Annotated in this window: 22 protein-coding genes and 2 tRNA genes; 11 read left to right on the top strand and 13 right to left on the bottom strand. The window is 40.1% G+C overall.

Annotation, left to right across the window (positions count from 1 at the left end; genetic code table 11):
* Positions 1-61 precede the first annotated feature (61 nt).
* Positions 62-895: an endonuclease VIII gene (locus NBH14_RS07800; RefSeq protein ID WP_186961301.1), complete on the bottom strand. Its 834-nt coding sequence runs from the start codon at positions 893-895 to the stop codon at positions 62-64.
* Between the two features lie 62 nt (positions 896-957).
* The gene (locus NBH14_RS07795; RefSeq protein ID WP_186961302.1) at positions 958-1,839 is read right to left on the bottom strand and encodes a HEPN domain-containing protein; all 882 of its coding nucleotides are present in this window, start codon (positions 1,837-1,839) and stop codon (positions 958-960) included.
* A 225-nt stretch (positions 1,840-2,064) separates the two neighbouring features.
* On the opposite strand from NBH14_RS07795, the gene NBH14_RS07790 reads away from it, so the two are divergent.
* The 4 genes from NBH14_RS07790 (at position 2,065) to map (ending at position 4,869) form a co-directional block, all read left to right on the top strand.
* The gene (locus tag NBH14_RS07790; RefSeq protein ID WP_186961303.1) at positions 2,065-2,685 is read left to right on the top strand and encodes a TetR/AcrR family transcriptional regulator; all 621 of its coding nucleotides are present in this window, start codon (positions 2,065-2,067) and stop codon (positions 2,683-2,685) included.
* Positions 2,678-3,406 (top strand): T9SS type B sorting domain-containing protein, encoded by a 729-nt coding sequence (locus NBH14_RS07785; protein ID WP_186961304.1) that lies wholly within the window; start codon positions 2,678-2,680, stop codon positions 3,404-3,406. The genes NBH14_RS07790 and NBH14_RS07785 overlap by 8 nt, the downstream gene beginning before the upstream one ends.
* Positions 3,403-3,933 (top strand): hypothetical protein, encoded by a 531-nt coding sequence (locus NBH14_RS07780; protein WP_186961305.1) that lies wholly within the window; start codon positions 3,403-3,405, stop codon positions 3,931-3,933. The genes NBH14_RS07785 and NBH14_RS07780 overlap by 4 nt, the downstream gene beginning before the upstream one ends.
* Positions 3,934-4,017: 84 nt before the next feature.
* Complete coding sequence (gene map / locus NBH14_RS07775; protein ID WP_186961306.1) at positions 4,018-4,869, top strand: type I methionyl aminopeptidase; 852 nt, start codon at positions 4,018-4,020, stop codon at positions 4,867-4,869.
* 122 nt (positions 4,870-4,991) lie between these two features.
* Here map and NBH14_RS07770 read toward each other — a convergent pair whose 3' ends face one another.
* Positions 4,992-5,315 carry a hypothetical protein gene (locus tag NBH14_RS07770; protein WP_186961307.1) on the bottom strand — a complete coding sequence of 108 codons (324 nt, stop codon included), beginning with the start codon at positions 5,313-5,315 and terminating at the stop codon, positions 4,992-4,994.
* 104 nt (positions 5,316-5,419) lie between these two features.
* Positions 5,420-5,492: transfer RNA gene (locus NBH14_RS07765), tRNA-Trp, on the bottom strand.
* A gap of 186 nt (positions 5,493-5,678) precedes the next feature.
* Between NBH14_RS07765 and NBH14_RS07760 the strand changes: the two genes are divergently transcribed.
* From NBH14_RS07760 to NBH14_RS07735, 6 genes are all read left to right on the top strand, one after another.
* Positions 5,679-7,181 (top strand): glutamine synthetase family protein, encoded by a 1,503-nt coding sequence (locus NBH14_RS07760; protein ID WP_128134898.1) that lies wholly within the window; start codon positions 5,679-5,681, stop codon positions 7,179-7,181.
* A gap of 135 nt (positions 7,182-7,316) precedes the next feature.
* Positions 7,317-7,913 (top strand): RNA polymerase sigma-70 factor, encoded by a 597-nt coding sequence (locus NBH14_RS07755; RefSeq protein WP_186961308.1) that lies wholly within the window; start codon positions 7,317-7,319, stop codon positions 7,911-7,913.
* A gap of 103 nt (positions 7,914-8,016) precedes the next feature.
* Positions 8,017-8,997: a FecR family protein gene (locus tag NBH14_RS07750; RefSeq protein ID WP_250817291.1), complete on the top strand. Its 981-nt coding sequence runs from the start codon at positions 8,017-8,019 to the stop codon at positions 8,995-8,997.
* A gap of 212 nt (positions 8,998-9,209) precedes the next feature.
* Positions 9,210-12,428, top strand: a complete 3,219-nt coding sequence (locus NBH14_RS07745) for a TonB-dependent receptor (protein WP_186961309.1) — start codon at positions 9,210-9,212, stop codon at positions 12,426-12,428.
* Between the two features lie 12 nt (positions 12,429-12,440).
* Complete coding sequence (locus NBH14_RS07740) at positions 12,441-13,868, top strand: RagB/SusD family nutrient uptake outer membrane protein (RefSeq protein ID WP_186961310.1); 1,428 nt, start codon at positions 12,441-12,443, stop codon at positions 13,866-13,868.
* Positions 13,869-13,946: 78 nt separating this feature from the next.
* Positions 13,947-15,194 carry a hypothetical protein gene (locus NBH14_RS07735; protein ID WP_222622142.1) on the top strand — a complete coding sequence of 416 codons (1,248 nt, stop codon included), beginning with the start codon at positions 13,947-13,949 and terminating at the stop codon, positions 15,192-15,194.
* A gap of 58 nt (positions 15,195-15,252) precedes the next feature.
* On the opposite strand, the gene NBH14_RS07730 is transcribed toward NBH14_RS07735, so the two are convergent.
* The 9 genes from NBH14_RS07730 to NBH14_RS07690 form a co-directional block, all read right to left on the bottom strand.
* Positions 15,253-15,828, bottom strand: a complete 576-nt coding sequence (locus NBH14_RS07730; RefSeq protein WP_186961311.1) for a uracil-DNA glycosylase family protein — start codon at positions 15,826-15,828, stop codon at positions 15,253-15,255.
* A gap of 11 nt (positions 15,829-15,839) precedes the next feature.
* On the bottom strand, positions 15,840-16,190 hold the full coding sequence (locus tag NBH14_RS07725) for a DUF3795 domain-containing protein (RefSeq protein ID WP_186961312.1): 351 nt from the start codon (positions 16,188-16,190) through the stop codon (positions 15,840-15,842).
* Between the two features lie 21 nt (positions 16,191-16,211).
* Positions 16,212-16,526 carry a cupin domain-containing protein gene (locus NBH14_RS07720; RefSeq protein ID WP_186961313.1) on the bottom strand — a complete coding sequence of 105 codons (315 nt, stop codon included), beginning with the start codon at positions 16,524-16,526 and terminating at the stop codon, positions 16,212-16,214.
* 7 nt (positions 16,527-16,533) lie between these two features.
* A complete protein-coding gene (locus NBH14_RS07715; protein WP_007652607.1) occupies positions 16,534-16,890 on the bottom strand; it encodes an arsenate reductase family protein in 357 nt (118 codons plus the stop codon).
* Positions 16,891-16,902: 12 nt separating this feature from the next.
* The gene (locus tag NBH14_RS07710; RefSeq protein ID WP_007652608.1) at positions 16,903-17,538 is read right to left on the bottom strand and encodes a DUF8491 family protein; all 636 of its coding nucleotides are present in this window, start codon (positions 17,536-17,538) and stop codon (positions 16,903-16,905) included.
* 65 nt (positions 17,539-17,603) lie between these two features.
* The gene (locus NBH14_RS07705; RefSeq protein WP_007652609.1) at positions 17,604-18,266 is read right to left on the bottom strand and encodes an MgtC/SapB family protein; all 663 of its coding nucleotides are present in this window, start codon (positions 18,264-18,266) and stop codon (positions 17,604-17,606) included.
* A 19-nt stretch (positions 18,267-18,285) separates the two neighbouring features.
* Positions 18,286-19,716 carry a sodium:proton antiporter NhaD gene (gene nhaD / locus NBH14_RS07700; protein ID WP_186961314.1) on the bottom strand — a complete coding sequence of 477 codons (1,431 nt, stop codon included), beginning with the start codon at positions 19,714-19,716 and terminating at the stop codon, positions 18,286-18,288.
* A gap of 93 nt (positions 19,717-19,809) precedes the next feature.
* On the bottom strand, positions 19,810-20,658 hold the full coding sequence (locus NBH14_RS07695) for a BRO-N domain-containing protein (RefSeq protein ID WP_186961315.1): 849 nt from the start codon (positions 20,656-20,658) through the stop codon (positions 19,810-19,812).
* Positions 20,659-20,705: 47 nt separating this feature from the next.
* A tRNA-Gly gene (locus tag NBH14_RS07690) sits at positions 20,706-20,778 on the bottom strand.
* 70 nt (positions 20,779-20,848) lie between these two features.
* On the opposite strand from NBH14_RS07690, the gene argB reads away from it, so the two are divergent.
* Complete coding sequence (gene argB, locus NBH14_RS07685; RefSeq protein WP_007652612.1) at positions 20,849-21,622, top strand: acetylglutamate kinase; 774 nt, start codon at positions 20,849-20,851, stop codon at positions 21,620-21,622.
* Positions 21,623-21,657 lie beyond the last annotated feature (35 nt).

Genomic DNA, 21,657 nt, shown 5'->3' with positions numbered 1-21,657 from the left:
CGTTATACAATAGAACATACTTCCGATTGGGTTTGTGAAGAGATAGAACCTTACGGTTGAATTATTTCTGACATTCGAAGCAATAATAAATACTTCCTCCTAAATAATTTTCCTTCCGTATATTTTCTCCGCAGACCGGACATGGTTTTCCGACGGTATTTTTAGATAAAATGGGAATATAACCTCCTTTCTTACCGAACAGGTCGGTTTCAGAATTGCGGCCGCCGGCTAGATAAATATCCTGAAGCGTATCTTTAACGCAATGAAACAAAGTGTCTTTCTGTTTATCCGATAATGTGCTGATGCGTGTTTTAGGATGGATACGAGCCTTGAAGAGAATATCCTGTAAAACACCGTTTCCCAGACCTGGAATTGTTTGTTCGGTAGCCAGAAATGCTTTGGCTGTTTTCTTTTGTTTTTCTTCGCTGTTTATCAGGCTCAGGAAATAGGTTTTGTTGAAAGCATCGGAAAGAACCTGCGGTTTGCTTCGTGCCCCATCACGATAGGAGGAAAAATTGCATTCAAAAGAATCAGCCGGGAAACACCAGATTCCGCCGTACATTCGGGCAGAACCCATGATACAACTTTCATCCTCGAAGGCAATCAGTAACTGATGTTTTTCCGGCAGCTTTTTTCCGGGAGCATAATAACAAATATTCATCCCGTCTCCGAAAAGTAACCGTACATCCTCGATTTCCACTTCAACCAACCCTCCGTAAGCATGTGCTTTTCCGACAGTTTTATGGAGTAACTTATCACTGTAACCGACAGGGTCTCCATAATACCAGACAAATTTATGCGGGGTATATCCGGCACTGACAAAAGAGATTCTCTTTCCTTTAATCGTTTGATTTAATTGTTCCGATAGGATTAGGGCTTCCGGTGCTTCTATCATTTTTAATAGGTTAATTTGTTATATATGATTTTTATAGTGTAAATATACGAATATATCTATAACTATTGCCCCATCTGCCTGTACGTTTCTATTTGGGATTTACAGATTTCTTCGGTAATATCGCGCAACCTTTCCACTTTAGGAAATAATGCTTCTATCTCCTCCTTGGTGACAACGAATTTAGAATTATACCTTGCTTCTACATAGGCCAGGCGGAGTAGTTCAAATAATCGTTTTTCTTCCTTCGGCTTTCGGGGAAAGATTTTCTGTAATTCGGGCGAATATTTATGGGTTGCACCTAACAGTTTTGACAGGTTGTGTTGCTTGCTGTTTTTCAGGGTATGAACTAAACGCAATGCATAGAAATAATTCTCACAGGCTTGATGTAAATCGAAAGAAGCTAAATTATATCTTCCTTTTTCATAATCAAAAGAAGCGTGATCGATGAAATAACCAGCCTTTTCAAACTTCTCGTTAAAATACTCTTGTGACTGTTGCGTGATCTCCTGAAAGTTCAGCTTCCGGGGACGTTCCAGTTTATAATTTCCACTGTCGTATAACATAATCCCTTGTTTTTGGATGCTGGTATAGAAATATCTTCCTTCCGACAGGTCGGAGTTCAATTTCTCTATATCGTCGTTGATAAATTGAATAGGAACCTGGTTGTCGGGACGTTTATAATATTTGTCGTCCACAGTGTCCAGTAGATGTCCTACTTCACGAACGTCTTCATTGCTGGTAACTACCAACAGATCGTAGTCGCTCATAAAAGAAGTGAGGATGCCAAATTCATCCCGTTCGTCATATTCCACAAATGTTCCCCTGGCGTAACTTCCGTACAGGATAATCATTTCGCAATGGGGCACTCTTTCCAGTATCAGAGTGACGATCTGTTGCAAATCGTTTTTTGCATAATCAGGTAAGTGGGAATAAGACGTTTTCATTTAGCATTCCAATTTTTATGTTATACATCGGTAAAGATACATGATTTTTCCGTTTCTTATTCCCACTATTGATATTTGTGTGTTTTGTGATGAGGTGTTGTTGCGGAACAGTTTTCTCCACCAGAGGAGAAAGTTGCCGGTGAATTTAAAATAAATTACTTTTCCTTTTGATGTTACCGTTTGGTAACTTAGTTTTGTTGCCGAGTGGTAACAAAGATATAAAGTATGGAAAAAGAAGTAGTAAGAACAAATAAAAACAGAGAGTTGACAGAGTTGGCTCTGTTGAAGGCTGTGGATGACCTGATAGAAGAAGATGGTTTCGAAAATCTGGGAATTAATGCGGTTGCGGCCAAAGCCGGATTATCCAAAATGCTGATTTATCGTTATTTTGAATCGCTGGACGGATTGATTGTTGCTTATATCGAACGGAATGATTACTGGATTAATCTGGAACCGGAACTGCCGGAAGTGGAGCACTTGGGTGAGTTTGTCAAGAAACTGTTTCGTGACCAAATCACGATGTTGCGTAACAGCTATACGCTGAGGCGGTTGTATCGTTGGGAACTTTCGGCCAAGAATAAAGTAATCAAAGAACTGCGTGAGAGGAGGGAGGCGAAGGGTATCTGGCTGATTGATGCTGTCAGCCGGTTGACGGACTGGCCGAAAGCGGATATTGCCGTTATAGCGACGGTTCTCACATCTTCTATCACTTATCTGGTTATGCTGGAAGAGAATTGTCCGGTCTACAACGGCTTCAAATTGCAGAGTGAGACCGGCTGGGAGGAATTGGAAAAAGGTATAGACCTGTTGATTGATAATTGGATTAAAAATTATAGAAATGCATAAGTATGGTATTATTTTAGGAGCTTGTATGGCACTGTTGGCCTGCTGCTCCTGTAACAACGATTTGGTTGAGTATAAGAGTAATGACTTAAAGATTACCTTGCAGAAAGGCGAATCATGGTTGCACGATTTTCCCTTGTTTTTAGGAATCAGTAGAAAGAATCCTCCCCAGATAGCAATCTGGTTGGAAGATAAGGATGGAAATTATCTGTCGACTGTCTATGTGACGCATAAGATTGCGACTCAAAGCTGGCTGATGGCCGGTAAGAACAGAAGGAAAGAAGCATTGCCGCATTGGTGTTATTCCCGTGGGGTAAAATATGACGACGGTCTTTATCTGCCGACTAAAAAGGAACCTTTCACCGACGGTCTGACCGGCGCTACGCCGCATTCCGGATTCGATGTGAAGATGCAACCGGCAGACGGTCTGAAGCAGTTCCGTATAAAAATAGAAATCAACCATTCGACCGATTTTAATGAGAGTTATCCCAAATCGGCTCAGGAGGGAGATGATAATTATTCGGGAGGAAAAGAAGGGAGCGGACAACCGGCTGTTGTTTATGCCGCAGATATCGACCTGACATCCGGCGTTACATCGTATGTCGCCAGCCTTATCGGCCATAGTTCGCCTGACGGAAGCAATGGGCAACTATATACGGATACTTCCACCCTGACTTCCGCTTTGAAGATTGTCGAACAAATAACCATAACGATTCAGCCATGAAACAATATCTATTTATCATGCTTTTCTTTCTGATACCGTTTTTTTCGAAAGGGCAGAGGGAATGTAACCCTGTCCGGTATCAGGTAACCGTCAGTACGGGTATCCCAATGAGCACTCCTTCGACAGTCCCTTTCGCATTGGAAGGCAGGGCGTTGTATTCTTTCAGTAGCCGCTTTGCTGCCGGGGTGGGGACCGGTTTTTCCCTTTATGATAAGGAAGCACTGATTCCTTTGACGGGAAACCTACAATTCAACCTGTTGAAACCGGGCAGGTTCACTCCGTATCTGGATTGCGCGGCCGGCTATTCTTTTGCACCGACAAGTAAAGTGGACGGAGGATTTTATTTGTTCCCGTCTGTGGGTATCCGGATGAACTTATTGTCTGATAAGGAGATGTTGTTTTCCCTGGGATACGGATTGCAGGATTTAAAGCGCTTACAAGAATATTCAACCCCTTATCTTGATTCTTCCTATGAAGAATCGTTGAGTTTTCATAGCCTCTCCTTTAAGCTGGGGATTGTTTTTTGAACTTTATTAAACTCGTTTTTTCCGAAAAGAAGAAAAACAAACGTACCTTTGTTGTGTTATTACTAACGATAACAGCAAAGATTTATGAGAAAAAGAAACAATTGGCAACTTATCAAAGGTCAGCCACTTACCGAATTGGATAAAAAGATTCTCAACCTCCAGAATAAAGGTCATTTGGTACCTTCCCGGAAATTGATTAAAACAGAAGAACAGATTGAAGGTATCCGCAGAAGCGGGGTTGTAAATTCAGGTATTCTCGATTTAGTGGGAAAAGAAATAAAAGCCGGAATGTCGACAGCCGCAATAGACAAACTGGTCTATGACTATACGGTTGACCACGGTGCTATCCCGGCCCCGCTGAATTTTGAAGGATTCCCGAAGAGCGTGTGCACTTCCGTCAATGAAGTGGTCTGCCACGGTATCCCCAGCGAAAAAGAGATATTAAAGGAGGGAGATATTATCAATGTGGATGTTTCGACAATCCTGGACGGTTATTATTCGGATGCTTCGCGAATGTTTATGATTGGCAAGGTTTCTCCTAAAGAAGAGAAACTGGTGCGTGTGGCAAAAGAGTGTCTGGAAATAGGAATGAAGGCAGCTAAGCCATTCGGTTTTGTAGGTGATATAGGTCATGCCATCCAGAAACATGCGGAAAAGAACGGTTTTTCCGTTGTCCGTGATTTGTGCGGGCATGGGGTAGGACTGGAATTTCATGAAGAACCCGAAGTAACTCATTTCGGGCGTAAGGGTACCGGCATGTTACTGGTCCCGGGAATGGTCTTTACGATTGAACCGATGATTAATATGGGTACATATCGTGTTTATATTGCCGAAGAAGATGGCTGGACGGTAATAACCGACGACGAACTTCCTTCCGCCCAATGGGAACACACATTCGTGATGCGTGAAAACGGGTTGGAAATATTATCGGACTAAACACCGGTTCAAAGATAAGGGACCTTTGAAATCAAAATAAGGGACTTTTGTACGCAAAGCATATATGTTTCGCAATCAAAGCATATATGTTTCGCAATCAAAGCATATATGTTTTGTAAGTACTAGTTATCCGAATGTTTTTCCTTGCATCTGTCGGGTTGCAAATAATCCCATTCCTGAAGTTTTCCATCCAGTAATTTGAAACGGTATAGCCCATCCTGAAGGTCTTCATATCCGAGTGTTTCCTGATAGCCTTCTGCTGTTTGTTTGACTTCGAGCCTTTTATAAGTCTTCCCCATAATGGCAATAACTTCTATTTTAGTCATTCCCAGTTCTAATTTTTGTATATTGCTATCTGCGTTCTTGGCATTATTAAAGGTTGTTCCGCAAGAAGTAAACAAGCCTATTGAAAAACAGGAGAATAATATGTATTTAATTATATTCATAACGTTTTTGTTTTAGACGGTGATAAATTGGGTGCAATATACGATAATTACATAATAAATAAGGGAAGGAAATAAAAAAAGCGATACAAATTGTATCGCTTCTGCACGGAAGGAGAGGCTCGAACTCCCGACACCTGGTTTTGGAGACCAGTGCTCTACCAACTGAGCTACTTCCGTATTGCGGGTGCAAAGGTAGGTTTTTATTTTTAATATGCAAGGCTTTTTCAGAAAAAGTGCAATTCTATTTTTACTTACCTGATAAAATCCAACGAAAAGCGAAACAACCGTCATATCTTTTTTTATCTTTGAAACCTTATAGAAAATATAATTAAATCTATACTGTGTAAATACAATCAACAAAACATGGAAAACGAATTAGAAATGAATTCGAATCTTTTAGTCGAATTCTTGCAGAAACCTTCATCTGAGTTTACAAAGGCGGATATTATTTCTTTTATCCGCGAAAAAGGAATCAAGATGGTCAATTTTATGTATCCGGCAGGAGACGGCCGTCTGAAAACATTGAATTTTGTTATTAATAATGCAGCCTATCTGAATGCAATCCTTACCTGTGGTGAGCGTGTGGACGGCTCCAGCCTGTTCTCTTTTATTGAAGCCGGCAGTAGCGACCTGTATGTAATTCCCCGCTTCCGGACAGCTTTCGTCGACCCTTTTGCCGAGTTGCCGACAATCACAATGCTTTGTTCCTTCTTTAATAAAGATGGCGAACCGTTGGAAAGTTCTCCCGAATATACCTTGCATAAGGCAAGTAAAGCCTTTACGGAAGTAACAGGCATGGAGTTTCAGGCAATGGGCGAATTGGAGTATTATGTGATAGCGGAAGAGGAAGAATTATTCCCGGCAACCGACCAGCGCGGATATCATGAATCGGGTCCGTTTGCCAAATTCAATGAATTCCGTACCCAGTGTATGCAATATATTGCCCAGGCCGGCGGACAGATTAAATATGGCCATTCCGAAGTCGGTAACTTTACATTGAACGGAAAGATATATGAGCAAAACGAAATCGAGTTTCTACCAACCAAAGTGGAAGAAGCTGCCGACCAGTTGATGATTGCCAAATGGGTAATTCGTAATCTGGCTTATAGCTATGGTCTGGATATCACATTCGCTCCTAAGATTACAGTCGGAAAAGCCGGTTCGGGTTTGCATGTTCATATGCGAATTATGAAAGACGGTAAAAACCAGATGTTGGCCGACGGTGCTTTGTCTGAAACAGCCCGTAAAGCGATTGCCGGAATGATGCAACTGGCTCCTTCGATTACTGCGTTCGGAAATACGAATCCAACCTCTTACTTCCGTTTGGTTCCTCATCAGGAAGCTCCGACAAACGTTTGCTGGGGCGACCGGAACCGTTCGGTATTGGTACGTGTCCCCTTAGGCTGGGCTGCAAAAAAAGACATGTGTGTATTGGCTAACCCCCTGGAATCGGAAAGCCATTATGATACGACACAGAAACAGACGGTTGAAATGCGTTCGCCGGATGGTTCCGCCGATTTGTATCAGTTGTTGGCTGGATTGGCTGTCGCTTGTCGTCATGGTTTTGAGATAGAAAATGCGTTGGAAATAGCCGAAAAGACTTATGTAAATGTGAATATTCACCAGGAAGAAAACAAGGCCCGTCTGGAAACTCTAGACCAGTTACCCGACAGTTGTGCTGCTTCGGCCGAACGTCTGCAAAAACAACGGGCTGTCTTTGAGAAATATAATGTGTTTAGCCCGAGTATGATAGACGGTATAATCAAAAAGTTGAAGTCTTATAACGACTTTACCCTGAGAGATGATTTGAAAAATGACCCCGAAGGAATGCTTCGATTGGTAAATACTTATTTCCATTGCGGATAATATAAAACTGAAAAATGACCGGTAGAATATTTCTCCTGATGGAGGTTTCTATCGGTTGTTTTATGTATAAATTTTTACAGAAAGATATTCACTGGAATATTTTTGTTACGTTTGCAGAAGCGAAAAGGAGATAATTTGAAAACGGGATTAGTAGATATAAAGGACCTTTTGAAAATGGTAGCTGATGATAACCGGCTGGCATTTACTCTGTTTTATGATCTGTATTATGATCAGATATTCCGTTTTGCATATTATTTTCTGAAAAATACCGAAGCATGCCGGGAGGTTGTAACCGAAGTTTTCTTTTCAATTTGGCAATCACGTCTGAAATTAAAGGATATAGAAAATATTGAGACATATTTGTTTGTAACAGTCCGCAACGAGACAACCCGTTACCAAACCCGAATGTCAAAGTCTCATTTTGTTTCTTTGGATGAAACTTCTCTCCGGCTTACAGCCCGGGAGGATGAATCTCCTGAAGATAAATTACTGGTTGAGGAGATGGAAAAAATACTGAATAGGGTTATAGATGAATTACCTGAGAAATGCCGTTTAATTTTTCTGCTGGCCAGGCAGGAAGGACTGAAACCAAAAGAAATAGCTGAGAGACTTTCAATCAAAGAAAGCACAGTCCGTGTGCAGATGAAGATTGCTGTCGATAAGATTGTAACCAACTTAAAACCTTATTTTCCGGATATTACATTTACTTTATTGCTGGCGCATATAGTATAATACAGGTGTTTTATTCTATGATCTGAAAAAATATCAAAAAAATCGTTTTTCTTTTAAACGAAATCCTTTTCTGTCTCCTCCTTAAAAGTAATAAGGGGAAAATATGGAAGAAAAAAATAATATAGATCGTGTTAATGACGGGTTGATGAATGATTTATCGGCTGAGGATCAGAAATATCTGGAACAATGGTCAGTGGTGCATCCTGATCATGAGAAGTTTCTTAGACTTCTTAACAGTATAGAGTTGTCTCCTCAGGTCATGGCTAAGGGGGAGGCGATGCGTAGCAGCATTTTATCTCTGTTGAATAGAAAAATAGACAGGTCTCTTCGTCGTAAAGTTTGGATAAAGGTTATTTCTGCGGCGGCATCAATTGCTGTTTTATTAGGTATAACCGGCTATTATTCTTTTCAGCAAGGTTATAACCGGTTAAATAGCCAGCAGATAGAGCTGTCAAACCCTTTAGGAATGAAATCAACAGTCACGTTGCCGGATGGAAGTAAAGCGATTTTGAATGCCGGTACAACATTGAGTTATCCGACTGCTTTTGTTTTGCCGGAACGGGAGGTGAGTGTACAAGGAGAAGTTTTTTTCGAAGTGGTCCATGATCGTAACCGGCCGTTTTTAGTAAAAGCGGGTGATGTTCAAGTGAAGGTATTGGGTACTAAATTCAATGTGAAAGCTTATAGTGATGATCTGCTTGTAGAGATTGCATTGACTGAAGGAAGTGTGGAGGTAGGATGGGGGAATGGAAATCGGGATCTTCGTCTGGCTCCGGGACAGTTGGCACGTTTTGATAAAAGAACCGGGGGATGTGTCAGACGGGATGTTGATCTAAATTATCACACAGCCTGGAAGGACGGCAAATTTTATTTTGATGGTCTTACATTTGAAAATATAGCCAGACTGTTGGAGAGAAACTTTAATGTACATATACATATTTCTTCGGATAAATTGAAGGATATAGCCTTTACCGGAGATTTTGTACGGGGAGAAAATCTGGAACAGATATTACATGTTATGACATTGGATAAACGTATGCGTTATAAAATAGAAGGAAACCAGGTTTATATCAGCGAGAAATAATTTATTAATCACTAAAATATCTATGCCTATGAGAAGAATAATGTAAAGAAAACCGGAAGATGCTACCAACATCTCCCGATTTAAAAAAGACTTAAGTCTGAAATCGTTAGCAACAAAATTACAAACCTAAAATCATTTACAAATATATGAAATTATCTTCAAACTATGGGCGGACTGTATCTGTCAGTCTGCTAAAAAAAGTATTTAGTATCATGAAAATAACCATAATACTATGTTTGTTAACCACATTCTGCACATTTGCATCGGTTGGTTATTCTCAAACGACTGAAATATCACTTCATTTGCAAGGAGTTACTTTGCAGGAAGCTTTAGATGAGGTGAAAAAACAAACTGAATTTTCATTCTGGTACCGGAATGAAGAGGTAAATCTTTCCAAAAAAGTCTCTGTAAAAATAGATCGTGAGAATATACAGGAAGTAATGGCTCAATTGTTATCCGGACAGGATTTGACATATGCCATCAATGAAAAGCATATTATTATATATAAGAAAAACAGTTCTGTAGAGCAACAAAAACAGGTGCAAAAGCGCATCTCTGGTATCGTGACGGATCGGAACGGGGAACCTGTCATTGGGGCTAATGTTGTGGAAAAAGGTACGACAAATGGCACAATTACAGATATGGAAGGTAAATTCTCGTTAATGGTCGATGAATACTCTACAATCCTTGTTTCTTATATAGGGTTCTTGTCGCAGGAATTTCGTGCCAAAGGAGAATCATATATAAAAATATTGTTGGAAGAGAGTAACAGGCAATTGGATGAAGTGGTTGTCATAGGTTATGGCACAGTAAAGAAATCGGATCTGACCGGATCTGTGGCGTCAGTAAAAAGTGATGCAATAATGGATCTTCCTACTAACAATATTTCACAGGCTTTGCAGGGTAGAGTACCGGGAGTACAAATTCAACAGAACTCAGGAGCTCCCGGTGCAAATATGCAGATACGAATCAGAGGAGCAAATTCTATTTCCGGCAATAATGAGCCCTTATGGATTATAAATGGTTTCCCTGGTGATCAGAGTATGATTAACTCGTCGGATATAGAAAGTGTAGAGGTTCTGAAAGATGCATCGGCAACAGCAATTTATGGTTCCCGTGGTGCAAACGGGGTTATTATTGTAACAACCAAACAGGCAAAAGAAGGGAGGGTTAGCGTCGATTATGAAGGCAGTTATAGTGTGCAGTCTGTAAGAAAAAGACTGGAACTGATGGATGCGGCCGAGTATGCTAATTATTATAATCTCTTTTGGGAGAATACAAAAGGTGAAAAGTACTTTTCCCAGGATGAAATTGCTCGTTTTGGAAAGGGTACGGACTGGCAGGATCTGATTTTTCGTTCAGCTCCTGTACAGGATCATTCATTGACTGTAAACGGTGGAAATGAGAAGACGCAGTTTGCTGTAGGGGCAAGTTATTATAATCAGGAGGGAGTCATTAAAAATAATGATTATCAAAGAATCGTGTTAAGGGCAAACATTAATCATGAAATAAATAAAAAATTCTCAATATCATATAATTCAATATTAAGTAGAACTGGACAATCGTTGACGGATGAAGAAAATATACTATTATCCGCCCTTTCGGCGACTCCGACGGTCGGGCCTTATATGGAAGACGGACAATATCGTTTGTTGAATGGGATCTATCCTTTTAGTCCTGATAATCTGATTAACCCGATTGCTTATTTTAACGAGGTATCCAAAAAGCAGGTTGATAATAAAGTAATGGCTAATATTGCATTGACATACAAACCTATTGATGGCTTGTCAATAAAAATATCAGGAAATGTATCTAATACAGATACCCGGCTGGATAGCTATACTGGTGTGGAATATCCCAATTCTTCTGGTTCAGCAGGGGTTTCTTCCAGTAATGGCCTGACCTTGAATAGTGATAATATCATTACTTATAATAAAACAATAAATAAGGATCATACAATTACGGCAACTGGTGCATTTACCTATGAGAAGTATACTGGTAAATCATTGAGTGCTTCTGGTTCTGGTTTTCTAAGTGATGCGGCGGGATCATATGATTTGGGGTCAGCAACCACTATTAATACACCTTCTTCGTCTTACACAGATTGGGCGTTGTTATCTTGGTTAGGGCGTTTTAATTATTCTTATAAGGGGAAATATCTGGCAACAGTAAGTTTTAGGGCTGATGGCTCTTCCCGTTATAGTAAAGGTAATAAATGGGGATATTTCCCTTCCGGTGCATTGGCCTGGCGTTTCTCAGAAGAAGGTTTTATGAAAGATCTGCCTTTTATCTCTAACGGAAAATTGAGAATTGGATATGGGCAAACAGGTAGTACAGCTATTAATCCCTACTATACTTTAGATATGTTATCTTCTGGAAAAGTAAGTTTTGATGATGCTTTGTATACCTATTATGCTCCGGGAACCCGTCTGCCCAGTGATTTGAAATGGGAGACAACTTCCCAGACGGATATTGGACTGGATTTGGGATTTCTTAATAACCGTCTGCGTATTACGGCTGACTATTATCTGAAAAATACACGTGATCTGCTGAATACAGTACAATTACCGGCTTCTTTGGGATATACAACCACGGTTAAGAATATCGGAAAAATACGGAATAAAGGATTTGAGTTTCAGGTTGATGCAGATCTTTTGGATAATGAGTTCAAATGGAATGTTTCGGCAAATATCTCATTTAATCGTAATAAAGTGGTTAAGTTGTATGAGGGGCAGGATGTCCAGGGAACAACTTATAATCTGATTGTAGCTAATGATTACGTAAATCTGCTCCGTGAAGGTTTGCCGATGAGTATTTTTTATGGATATCAGACAGAAGGTTTTGATGAGAACGGGCATTTTGTTTATAAGGATAATAATAAAGATGGCAGTATTTCGGAAGATGACAAGACCGTGATAGGTGATCCTAATCCGGATTTTATCTATGGGCTGACCTCTAATATGTCGTGGAAGAATTTTGAATTGAGTTTCTTTATTCAGGGTTCTCAGGGTAATGATATATATAGCTTTAGCATGATTACCCAAAATTATAAAACCTATTTGGGATATAATGCGTTGGAAGAAGTTTTTTATAATCATTGGACACCCGATCATCCGAATGCAAAATATCCGGCTGTAGATAATGTGATCTCTACAAAAATGGCTGATAACTATGTATATAATGGGTCTTATCTCCGATTAAAAAATATAAAATTAGCCTACAATATCCCGGTGAGTAAACTGGGTATTAGCTGGTTGAAGCGAGGGCAGGTTTATATCAGTGGTCAGAATCTGCTGACTATCACAAAATATCCCTGGTGGGATCCGGAAGTAAATTCAAAAGGAGGAGGAGCCTCTGTGAATCAGGGGATAGATTATTATTCATATCCTACAACAAAGGGTTTTACTGTTGGTGCTAAATTGTCATTTTAAATATTTAATACGATGAAAAATATAATATATACAATAATCGTTCTGGCATTTTTTTCCGGATGTAACGATATGTTGGAGGAAAATCCAAAAGCAATTGCAAGTGAAACGTTTTATAATACAGCAGAAGAAATTACTGCTGCTCTGAATGGGGTATATGAACCGATACACGGAAGCAAATTCACATCTTACTTTACGTTATTGGAAGCATGTCCGGATAATGTCTATGGGAAAGGCAGCTTGGCTACTATTAGTGAATATAAGGGGTTCAGTACTGCAAATATCACTAATATGGGGCATGTATGGACCGCTCTTTATTTATCTATCCGGAATGCGAATGTGGTTATAAAGAATACAACGGGAGGAAATAAAATATCAGAAGATAAAAAGGCTCAATTTATTGGAGAAGCGAAGTTTTTGCGGGCTTTTGACTATTTTGCATTAGTCCGGTTATGGGCGGGAGTTCCCCTTCGTACAGAAGAGACCATGGATATGATAGAAGTTGCCAGATCTTCTATGGAAGATGTTTATGAGTTAATAGTCAGTGATTTGGAATATGCGGAAGAATATCTGCCAGATACTCCTCGTCTATTGGGGACACCTTCTAAATGGACGGCAAAAACATTATTGGCTGATGTTTACCTGACATTAAAAAGATGGGAAGATGCCCGTGATAAAGCAAAAGAAGTGATTGATTCCGGTAAATATTCTTTAGTACAGGTTTCGGAACCCGATGATTTTGAAAAAATATATGGTGCTGATATTCTAACTACCTCAGAAGAAATCTTTTATTTCAAATATACAGATCAGAAGGGGTGGGAATTGATGAATTTTTTCCATATAAATGGGGATGGTTATAAACCTTATGGTAATAATTGGTATTCTTTCTATTCAACAACAGATAATTATTTTTATAAAAACTGGGATGATAAAGATCTTAGAAAACAACATAATTTTTATCCATGGGACATTGGTCTAGGTGATAATACATTGCTTTTTAAAAAGTATATCGATCCGAACGGGACAACAAACGCTTCGAATGACTGGCCTGTTTATCGCTATCCGGAAGTCCTGTTGATTTATGCAGAGGCTGCTAGCCGGGCTAATAACGGACCAACTGTCGAAGCAATGGAATGTTTGAATAAGGTTCATCGCCGTGGATATGGTTATAATTCTGAAACTGAATCTCCTGTTGATTTTAAAATCTCAGATTATGATGCGGATTCATTTTTTGAACTCGTTCTTCAGGAAAGAGGATATGAAATGATTTTGGAATGTAAGCGTTGGTTGGATTTATTACGTACAGATAAAGCTGTGGAAGCTATAAAGAAAGCAGAGGGTATAGCTATGGATACCTCTATGCTCCTTTGGGCTATTCCGGTAGTAGAGACGAACTATAATAAGGCTATTGATCCGATTAAAGATCAAAATCCGGGTTATTAATAATATTGCTGGTATGTCGGATGTGTTTCTATATAAAAAAGAAAACATCCGGCATATCTTAGATCATAAAATAATAAAATGAAGAGATTGTTATTAGCGTTTTTTCTTTGTTCTGCGTTTACCCTTCATGGCAATGAAAAAACAGATTATTCGAATATAGATGTTGCATGGACCGTTTCATGGAATCGGTTTTATCATTCCGGAACTCATCTTTTTTATGACTATATAAGTAGTTATGAAAAAGGGAAAGAGCTGTCTCATCTGCCTACTCAACAGGAAGTTAGTCGTCAGTATCCTAATCCATGTGGTTATGGGACAGGAATGGAAGATTGCGCAATTCTAACGGGTACGATGCTGGGTACCCTTGTTGATAGATATGAACAAACGGGAGATGAGCAAATGAAAAACTTTGCATCTCTACTTTTGGAGGGTTTGAAGCGTTGTTCCTTAATACCCGGTTTTTCTGGATTCGTCGCCAGGGGAGTTTGTACGGAGGATGGTAAAAGTTTTTATTATAATTCTTCCAGAGATCAATACACTCATTGTGTACATGGGGTATGGAAATATTATAACAGTTCACTGTCTAATGACTCCGGAAGAAAAATTGCCCGTTCTATTCTTACTGACATTGCAGATAGAATGCATAAAAATGTTATAGCTGAGAATAATTTTGACTTTTTACAGGCCGATGGGAAGCCATGCCCGTTAGGTATTTGTAGGATGTGGAATGTACAACCGCATGAAGCGGCACGTTTACCTATGTTTTATGCTGCAGCATGGAATGTAACTCAAAAAAAAGAATATTATGATTTATATAGAAGTTATATAAATGAGGCAATTGACCAGTCCGAAAAAATTGGAAATAATTATTCTGCTTATGTGTATTTACAGATGATGTACTCATTTGAATTATTATCAGAGTTAGAAACTGATAGTCTGTTACAGAAAAGGTTACAGAAACTGATCAAACGGGTCGGTCAATTGGCATTAGAGCGTTCTCTCGATTGTTTGAAAGAAATTCAAAAAATAGATAAAGCAGAATTATCCATGTTGGGACCAGACTGGAGATCTGTGAAGGAATGGCATACGCAAAACGGATATAAAATTCCCCGATGGGGTAAATACCGAAATATTTGGCATATAATACGTGAGGCAGGAGAGTCTGCCCTGGTTGTTTTTATGACAAATGATTTTATGTTGGCAAATGATGAAAAAGAAATTTTACAGAATGTAGTTTCTGCAATGGACTATTCTCATTTGTCGGGTTGTGGGGTTATATTTCATGTTTCGGCTTATTGGAAGGCTCGCAAATATTGGGATATTTGAATGGAAATAAAACATATTTTTAACAAACATCGTATCCCGAAGCAGAGATACGATGTTTTTATAACATTCCGAGCTCTTCAAACATCACCCTGTAAACCGCCGCCTTTTCCTCTAATGGTTTCGGATAGGCACGGGAAGACGAAGGCATCCGATACAATCTGAATGTCCGGTCCAATAATATAAATGTCGAATAAGTTCCGACTTTCGGCTCTTCTGTCGGAGGCAATACCGATAAAATCGTATCCATCGCTTTCTGCCCTGTAACGACAATCGCTTTACATTCGGGTATTTGCGATAGGACTTCTTCCGGATTTATCGGTTTTATCACTTGCAGGAAATTATCGGAAGCATTATTCTTTAACCGGATTATTTCGACAGCCGTATCGCCGATACCGATACCTTTCTCCCGGCAGAAGGCTTTGGCTTTCTCTTCACTGAACGCCTTCTTTGTTTCAAGGAAATATTCTTTATTGCTATAAAACAATAGTCCGAGGATACGCCACATATCGTTCTGTATATTCGGGTAGTAAAAGTTCATCGACCAACGTTGCATCGGAGGAGGAAAGCTCCCCAACATAAGCAATTTAGTCTGCTCCGGCAAAAAGAAACCTAACGGATGTAATTCTGAAACCATCGGGATATATATTATCGTTTTATTGTCTGTTGTTTTTTAGCGTGCATTTCCCTGGCAAAAGCATCATAGCCGATTGCCTGTATCCTTCTGATACAGGCCGGACGGTCGGAACGGAAGAGGATAGAAAATACTTTTCCGATGAAGTTATTGAACTTCTTGCATTCATTGATAGAACTGATTGTGCAGTCGGCACAACTTTTATAGTTATGCTCGATGTTACATGCCCGTATTTTACACCAGTCCGCTTTTTTATTCTCCCAGCATCCGGGGCATTGTTCTTTTACGAATTTGCGACAAGCACCGCAATACAGGCCACAAGCTGCAACGTATGCAGCGTCGGGTTGATATGTAAGGTTTTCCATACGATATAATAGATAAGATGATTATTTAGCTTTTACAGAAATACCAATCATAACGGTGGTCCCTTCGATATTATTCCATACCGAATGGGGAACTTTTCCGTTTACAAGGAATGATTCGTTTGCATTCACAATCTTTACTTCACCGTCTAATTCAATCCTTGCCTGTCCGCTGACTACGATAAACAAATGATTATGCTCATGAGTATGCAGGGAAGTCGGTCCACCACCTCCTTTTTCCAGATAGGCAATGGAACCATCTATAATTTCCCCGCAATCGGTAAATAACTTTTTTGCCAGGAAATGAATATGCTCCGGAGGGGTGATGAACTCTTTCATATACTCTTTATTTTACGGATTCTTCCCATTCAGCCGCTTTGAAGCCGACCAAGACCTGATTCTCGCTTACCAACAAAGGACGTTTGATAAGTTTGCCATCGGAAGCAAGTAGTTCTATCTGTTCCTTTTCACTCATGGAGGGCAATTTGTCTTTCAACTGCATGGCTTTATATACAAGGCCACTGGTGTTGAAGAAGTTCTTCAGCGGTAATTTGCTGCGTCCTATCCATTCCGTCAACTCTTCTGCCGAAGGATGCTGGTCGATTATATGGCGGTCCTCATAAGCAACCTTATGTTCGTCCAGCCATTTTTTTGCGTTCCGGCAGGTACTGCATTTCGGATATTCTAAAAATAGATATTTCATGCCTGTCTGATTTTATTTGTCTTTTTTACGTTGGTTTTTGGCATCTTCCTTGGCAAGAAGAACAATGTTGTAAACGAAATCAGTCATCCATTCTTCCGAATAGCCTAATGTCTCTTTGTATTTGCGGATGCTCCAGGCTGTTTTCTGGACACTGACCTCTTTCCATTCCGAACGTGTTACAATCTCATGGATTGTTTTTGCTGTCTGGTTATATAATAATTTTTTTACCAGCATGGAGAAACGGAACTTCCATTGCATCAGGTTATCCAGCAGGGAGAACAGGTCATTACAAAATCCCTGGAAAAGGAAAAAGTATGATTTGATGTCGTTTTGCGACTTACAGTTCTTTTTTACTGAGGCTTCTATTTCCTTGAAGAAACTTTCTTTCATGGCATAGTCCTGCATTAATATCTTGCGGACACGTGCCTTTTCGGCGATGCCAGGCTTGTTATTTTGGGTAGGAATTTTCAGCATCCGTTTGAATAGGGCCATATCCGACAACATATTAATATTGGTAATACCCAACTGTACGGCCATTACCGCCTGATAATATACGCGGATTAATGTTACAAATTCTTCAACGGAGCCTTTTGATGTAGCTTCTGTTTCCTCTTTTTCTTTCTTGAATAGTTTAGAAATTATGTTCATGTGTATCTGTTATAAAATGATTACGGGGACAAAGATACTAAAACTTGTCCCCGTTTTAAGAATTTCTATTCAATTCTCTCAACTGTTACCTCCGGAAATTCTTCCATGAAAAGTAGCAGCTGGTTGTCGTCCGTACTTTTCCTGGCCTTTATAACCAGGGTGACAATGAAAGTATCGACGTTTGAATGACTGACTTTTTCCATTTGGTAGGAGACGAGCAGGTAGCCTTTGTCGTTCAGAACCCGGGTTACCTTTTTTATGATATCTTTCTCATTGGTGGAAAAAATAATCATCGAACTTTTCATTCCCAGGCTTTTAAAGATATAACTTAGTAGTTCAAGTCCCATTAGAGTCAGTACGGTTGCCGCAACACCGATGCCATACATTCCGGCACCGATTGCCAGACCGATTCCGGCTGTTGCCCATATTCCTGCGGCAGTTGTCAGTCCGCGAACAAATTGTTTTTGTATGATAATGGTTCCCGCTCCGATAAAGCCGATACCACTAACAACCTGTGCCGCAACACGACTGGGGTCGAGCGAAACACTACTTTCCTGTATAATCTGCTGAAAACCGTATTGGGATACAATCATGATAAGGGCACTTCCCAGTGAGACCAGGAAATGTGTACGATAGCCGGCTTCTTTCGCCCTGTATTCCCGGTCAAGACCAATTACGGCACCAAGAATACCGGCAATAAATAATCTCAGAATAAAATCCCATAACATAATTGTATGCCTCCCTTGTTTATAATCCCAATACTACATTTTGAAGAATATATACTCCTGCACCGGCCAGATATCCGATCAAGGCCAGTAAGGATATGTTTTTCAGATACCAGATGAAATTGATGCGTTCCAATCCCATCACGACAACTCCGGCAGCCGAACCTATGATCAACATGCTGCCTCCAACTCCGGCGCAATAAGCCAGGAATTGCCAAAATATTCCGTCCTGAACAAAGTTTGCCATATAAGTCGGATCTGTTGCTGTTGCGATGATAGCGTCTGTTGCAACCGGATACATGCCGATAGCTCCGGCTACCAGCGGAACATTATCAACTACGGCCGATAAAGTACCGATGATCAGGTTTACAGCATATACATTTCCGACAGTTTCGTCTAGCCAGAAAGCGAAATTTGTCAATACACCGCTACATCGCAGTGCGTCGACAGCCAAAAGGATTCCGAGAAAGAATAATAGGGTTGCTCCGTCTATACGGCGCACTATTTTTGACAGACGAAGTTTAAGATCTTCATTGACAATATCCCGTTTATACATTAATTCTGTATAGATCCATAAAATACCGACTCCCATCAGGATACCCATAAACGGAGGCAAATGAGTGATCGTTTTAAATATAGGGACGAATATAAGACATAATACGCCGAGTATCAGTATCGAGAGTTTTTCTTTGGTCTTTAACTCTTTGAGTAGTTCGTCATTTTCATTATAGGTAAATGCATCGGGGGGGGTTACTTTCCCATGGAGGAAACGCATCATGATGAGAACTGGTACTATCATTGATACCAGACTGGGCAAAATCAAGTGTGGAATAGTTGAGGATGAGGAAATGTTTCCCCTGACCCAAAGCATGATGGTAGTCACGTCTCCAATCGGTGACCAGGCCCCGCCACTGTTTGCGGCAATGATAATCACGCTGCCGAATACCCACCGTTCTTTGTAGTTTCCTAGTAATTTCCGCATTAGCATAACCATAACGATGGAAGTTGTCAGGTTATCGAGTATGGCAGACATGAAAAAAGTAATAAATGCGACCAGAAGTAATAATTTTTTTTTCTGGTTGGTTTTGATACGGTTTGTGATAAACATGAAACCGCCGTGAGCGTCAATCAACTCCACGGTAATCATCGCGCCAATTAGGAAAATCAATGTTTCTGCAATTTCTCCGATACTGTCCAGTACCTGGTGTTCAACAACGAAGCGGGTACATTGTTCTACAAAAGGAAGATCTGCTATAGCCGGATAGGCATCCAGAAATTCTTTAAATTCTTCGGCTGATGCGGTCGGGATCAGATCAGGTGCAGCAAATGTGTATAAAACCCAAAGTATTGTTCCGGTCAGTAGGGCTGTTCCGGCTTTGTTCACCTTTAGCGGATGCTCCAAAGCTATACATAAGTATCCAATCAGGAAAACAAAAATCATTACTGTCAACATAGCAAATCTTCTTTTTCTTTTTAAATTCAGTTAATAGTCGCAAATGTAGGAATTATATGGGATTAACACTCCTTTTGGATGAAATGTTTTGAATTATATCTCATCCTGCTTTTTGTTCTCTTTATTTAATCGTAATCCGTTCTTTGCATTCAGGGGCGAAATGACTTTCTTTCCGGTTTTTGCCTCTAATTCAAGTCGGGCATTACGGGCAACTTCTCCTCCTTGCGTTGCTACATCTATGTGTTCATTGAACGTATCCGGTTCGGTAGCCTCGGAAATTTGTTTGGTAGATAGTTCTGCCAGCATGTTGAGTACAAGTTCTGTGTTTGTCATATTATCCCGCAGATTTTCCTTTTTAAGACCTTTCAGTTGCTTGTATTCTTTAGTCGTGTTTCCTGACCATGTTTTGGTAATAATATCAGTGAGGGTTGCAAATTGTACTCCCTCCTGTAGACCGTGACGTTTCCATTCATCAGTCAGGTCTTTTCGTATTTCAATACTTTTGAGGCGCTGGTTGATCCAGTTATCCGAATAGCCGAGACGTTTATAGTCAGTCATAGCCTGATCAATGGATAATTCCGGGTCTTGTAGTTGGTCAAGCCGCTCTTTTGCTACTTGGGCTATCCAAAGTTTGAACGGCTCTGCTTTAGGTGATGGGATGGACTGGATAAGACGAAAAAGTTGTTCAGTGTTTACAACATCTGTTAATCTCATTTTCCCATCTGCTGCACGCATTTTTAAACCGTGACAGTTTGTCACGGTTTCATTTCCTTCTGTTTTTAAACGTTGTTTTAGTTTTCTCCAATAAGCAGTTGGGTCAACGCTTTCAGTTAGGATAGCGATAATATCCACTATAGAAAAATACCACTCTTCGGTTTCATCGTCCCAAAGAGTACGAACTTTTTTTTCTTCAAAAATTTTGATTGCTTCTTTCTTTGTCATGTTTCGATGGGTATATAGAGATTATTATTAAGGTCTTGTTTTTAGGGAGCGGTAAATGGGACTCGAACCCACGACCCTTAGCTTGGGAAGCTAATGCTCTACCAACTGAGCTACTACCGCGTTGACAGGTGCAAAAGTATATAAATCTTTTGTTTTTTTGTACCTTTGACGCAAAAATATTTTATCAGATATGAATAAAGAAAAGCTTACGCTGATCAAGGTCGGCGGAAAGATCGTTGAGGAAGAGGAAACATTGAAAAGTTTACTTCGGGATTTTTCTCATATAGAGGGTTTTAAAGCATTGGTGCATGGTGGAGGACGTTCTGCAACTAAACTGGCGAGCCAGTTAGGCATCGAAAGCAAAATGGTGAATGGTCGCAGGGTGACGGACGTTGAAACACTGAAAGTGGTAACAATGGTATATGGCGGCCTGGTCAATAAAAATATTGTGGCCGGTTTGCAGGCGTTAGATGTGAATGCACTAGGCCTCACCGGAGCAGATATGAATCTGATGCGTTCGGATAAACGTCCGGTAGCTGAAGTCGATTATGGTTTTGTGGGAGATGTGAAAGAAGTGAATGCAGATTTGCTGGCCTCTCTGATCCATCAGGGCATTGTTCCGGTATTGGCTCCGCTGACCCATGACAAACAGGGGCATATGCTGAATACCAATGCTGATACGATTGCCGGTGAAGCTGCAAAAGCACTGGCTAAGCATTTTGATGTAACATTAGTTTTTTGTTTTGAGAAAAAAGGTGTATTGCGGGATGAGAATGATGATGAAAGCGTTATTCCGGAAATAGACCGTACGGTATTTAAACAATTGGTAGAAGAGGGGATTATCCAGGGAGGTATGATCCCTAAACTGGAAAACTCATTCCAGGCAATCGATGCAGGGGTGAAAGAGGTTATTATAACCCAGGCTTCTGAAATCCATCAGGGAAAAGGAACGAAAGTTTATTGATAAAATGAAAAGAGGAAAGTTCGAATATAACTTTC

Source organism: Parabacteroides caecihominis, assembly GCF_023656785.1.
Taxonomy (GTDB): domain Bacteria; phylum Bacteroidota; class Bacteroidia; order Bacteroidales; family Tannerellaceae; genus Parabacteroides; species Parabacteroides segnis.
This window is presented reverse-complemented; position numbering and strand designations above follow the sequence as displayed.

Coding starts and splice junctions, on each gene's coding strand:
- NBH14_RS07800 (WP_186961301.1), bottom strand. CDS start 895: ATGATAGAAGCACCGGAAGCCCTAATCCTATCGGAACAATTAAATCAA.
- NBH14_RS07795 (WP_186961302.1), bottom strand. CDS start 1,839: ATGAAAACGTCTTATTCCCACTTACCTGATTATGCAAAAAACGATTTG.
- NBH14_RS07790 (WP_186961303.1), top strand. CDS start 2,065: ATGGAAAAAGAAGTAGTAAGAACAAATAAAAACAGAGAGTTGACAGAG.
- NBH14_RS07785 (WP_186961304.1), top strand. CDS start 2,678: ATGCATAAGTATGGTATTATTTTAGGAGCTTGTATGGCACTGTTGGCC.
- NBH14_RS07780 (WP_186961305.1), top strand. CDS start 3,403: ATGAAACAATATCTATTTATCATGCTTTTCTTTCTGATACCGTTTTTT.
- map (WP_186961306.1), top strand. CDS start 4,018: ATGAGAAAAAGAAACAATTGGCAACTTATCAAAGGTCAGCCACTTACC.
- NBH14_RS07770 (WP_186961307.1), bottom strand. CDS start 5,315: ATGAATATAATTAAATACATATTATTCTCCTGTTTTTCAATAGGCTTG.
- NBH14_RS07760 (WP_128134898.1), top strand. CDS start 5,679: ATGGAAAACGAATTAGAAATGAATTCGAATCTTTTAGTCGAATTCTTG.
- NBH14_RS07750 (WP_250817291.1), top strand. CDS start 8,017: ATGGAAGAAAAAAATAATATAGATCGTGTTAATGACGGGTTGATGAAT.
- NBH14_RS07745 (WP_186961309.1), top strand. CDS start 9,210: ATGAAAATAACCATAATACTATGTTTGTTAACCACATTCTGCACATTT.
- NBH14_RS07740 (WP_186961310.1), top strand. CDS start 12,441: ATGAAAAATATAATATATACAATAATCGTTCTGGCATTTTTTTCCGGA.
- NBH14_RS07735 (WP_222622142.1), top strand. CDS start 13,947: ATGAAGAGATTGTTATTAGCGTTTTTTCTTTGTTCTGCGTTTACCCTT.
- NBH14_RS07730 (WP_186961311.1), bottom strand. CDS start 15,828: ATGGTTTCAGAATTACATCCGTTAGGTTTCTTTTTGCCGGAGCAGACT.
- NBH14_RS07725 (WP_186961312.1), bottom strand. CDS start 16,190: ATGGAAAACCTTACATATCAACCCGACGCTGCATACGTTGCAGCTTGT.
- NBH14_RS07720 (WP_186961313.1), bottom strand. CDS start 16,526: ATGAAAGAGTTCATCACCCCTCCGGAGCATATTCATTTCCTGGCAAAA.
- NBH14_RS07715 (WP_007652607.1), bottom strand. CDS start 16,890: ATGAAATATCTATTTTTAGAATATCCGAAATGCAGTACCTGCCGGAAC.
- NBH14_RS07710 (WP_007652608.1), bottom strand. CDS start 17,538: ATGAACATAATTTCTAAACTATTCAAGAAAGAAAAAGAGGAAACAGAA.
- NBH14_RS07705 (WP_007652609.1), bottom strand. CDS start 18,266: ATGTTATGGGATTTTATTCTGAGATTATTTATTGCCGGTATTCTTGGT.
- nhaD (WP_186961314.1), bottom strand. CDS start 19,716: ATGTTGACAGTAATGATTTTTGTTTTCCTGATTGGATACTTATGTATA.
- NBH14_RS07695 (WP_186961315.1), bottom strand. CDS start 20,658: ATGACAAAGAAAGAAGCAATCAAAATTTTTGAAGAAAAAAAAGTTCGT.
- argB (WP_007652612.1), top strand. CDS start 20,849: ATGAATAAAGAAAAGCTTACGCTGATCAAGGTCGGCGGAAAGATCGTT.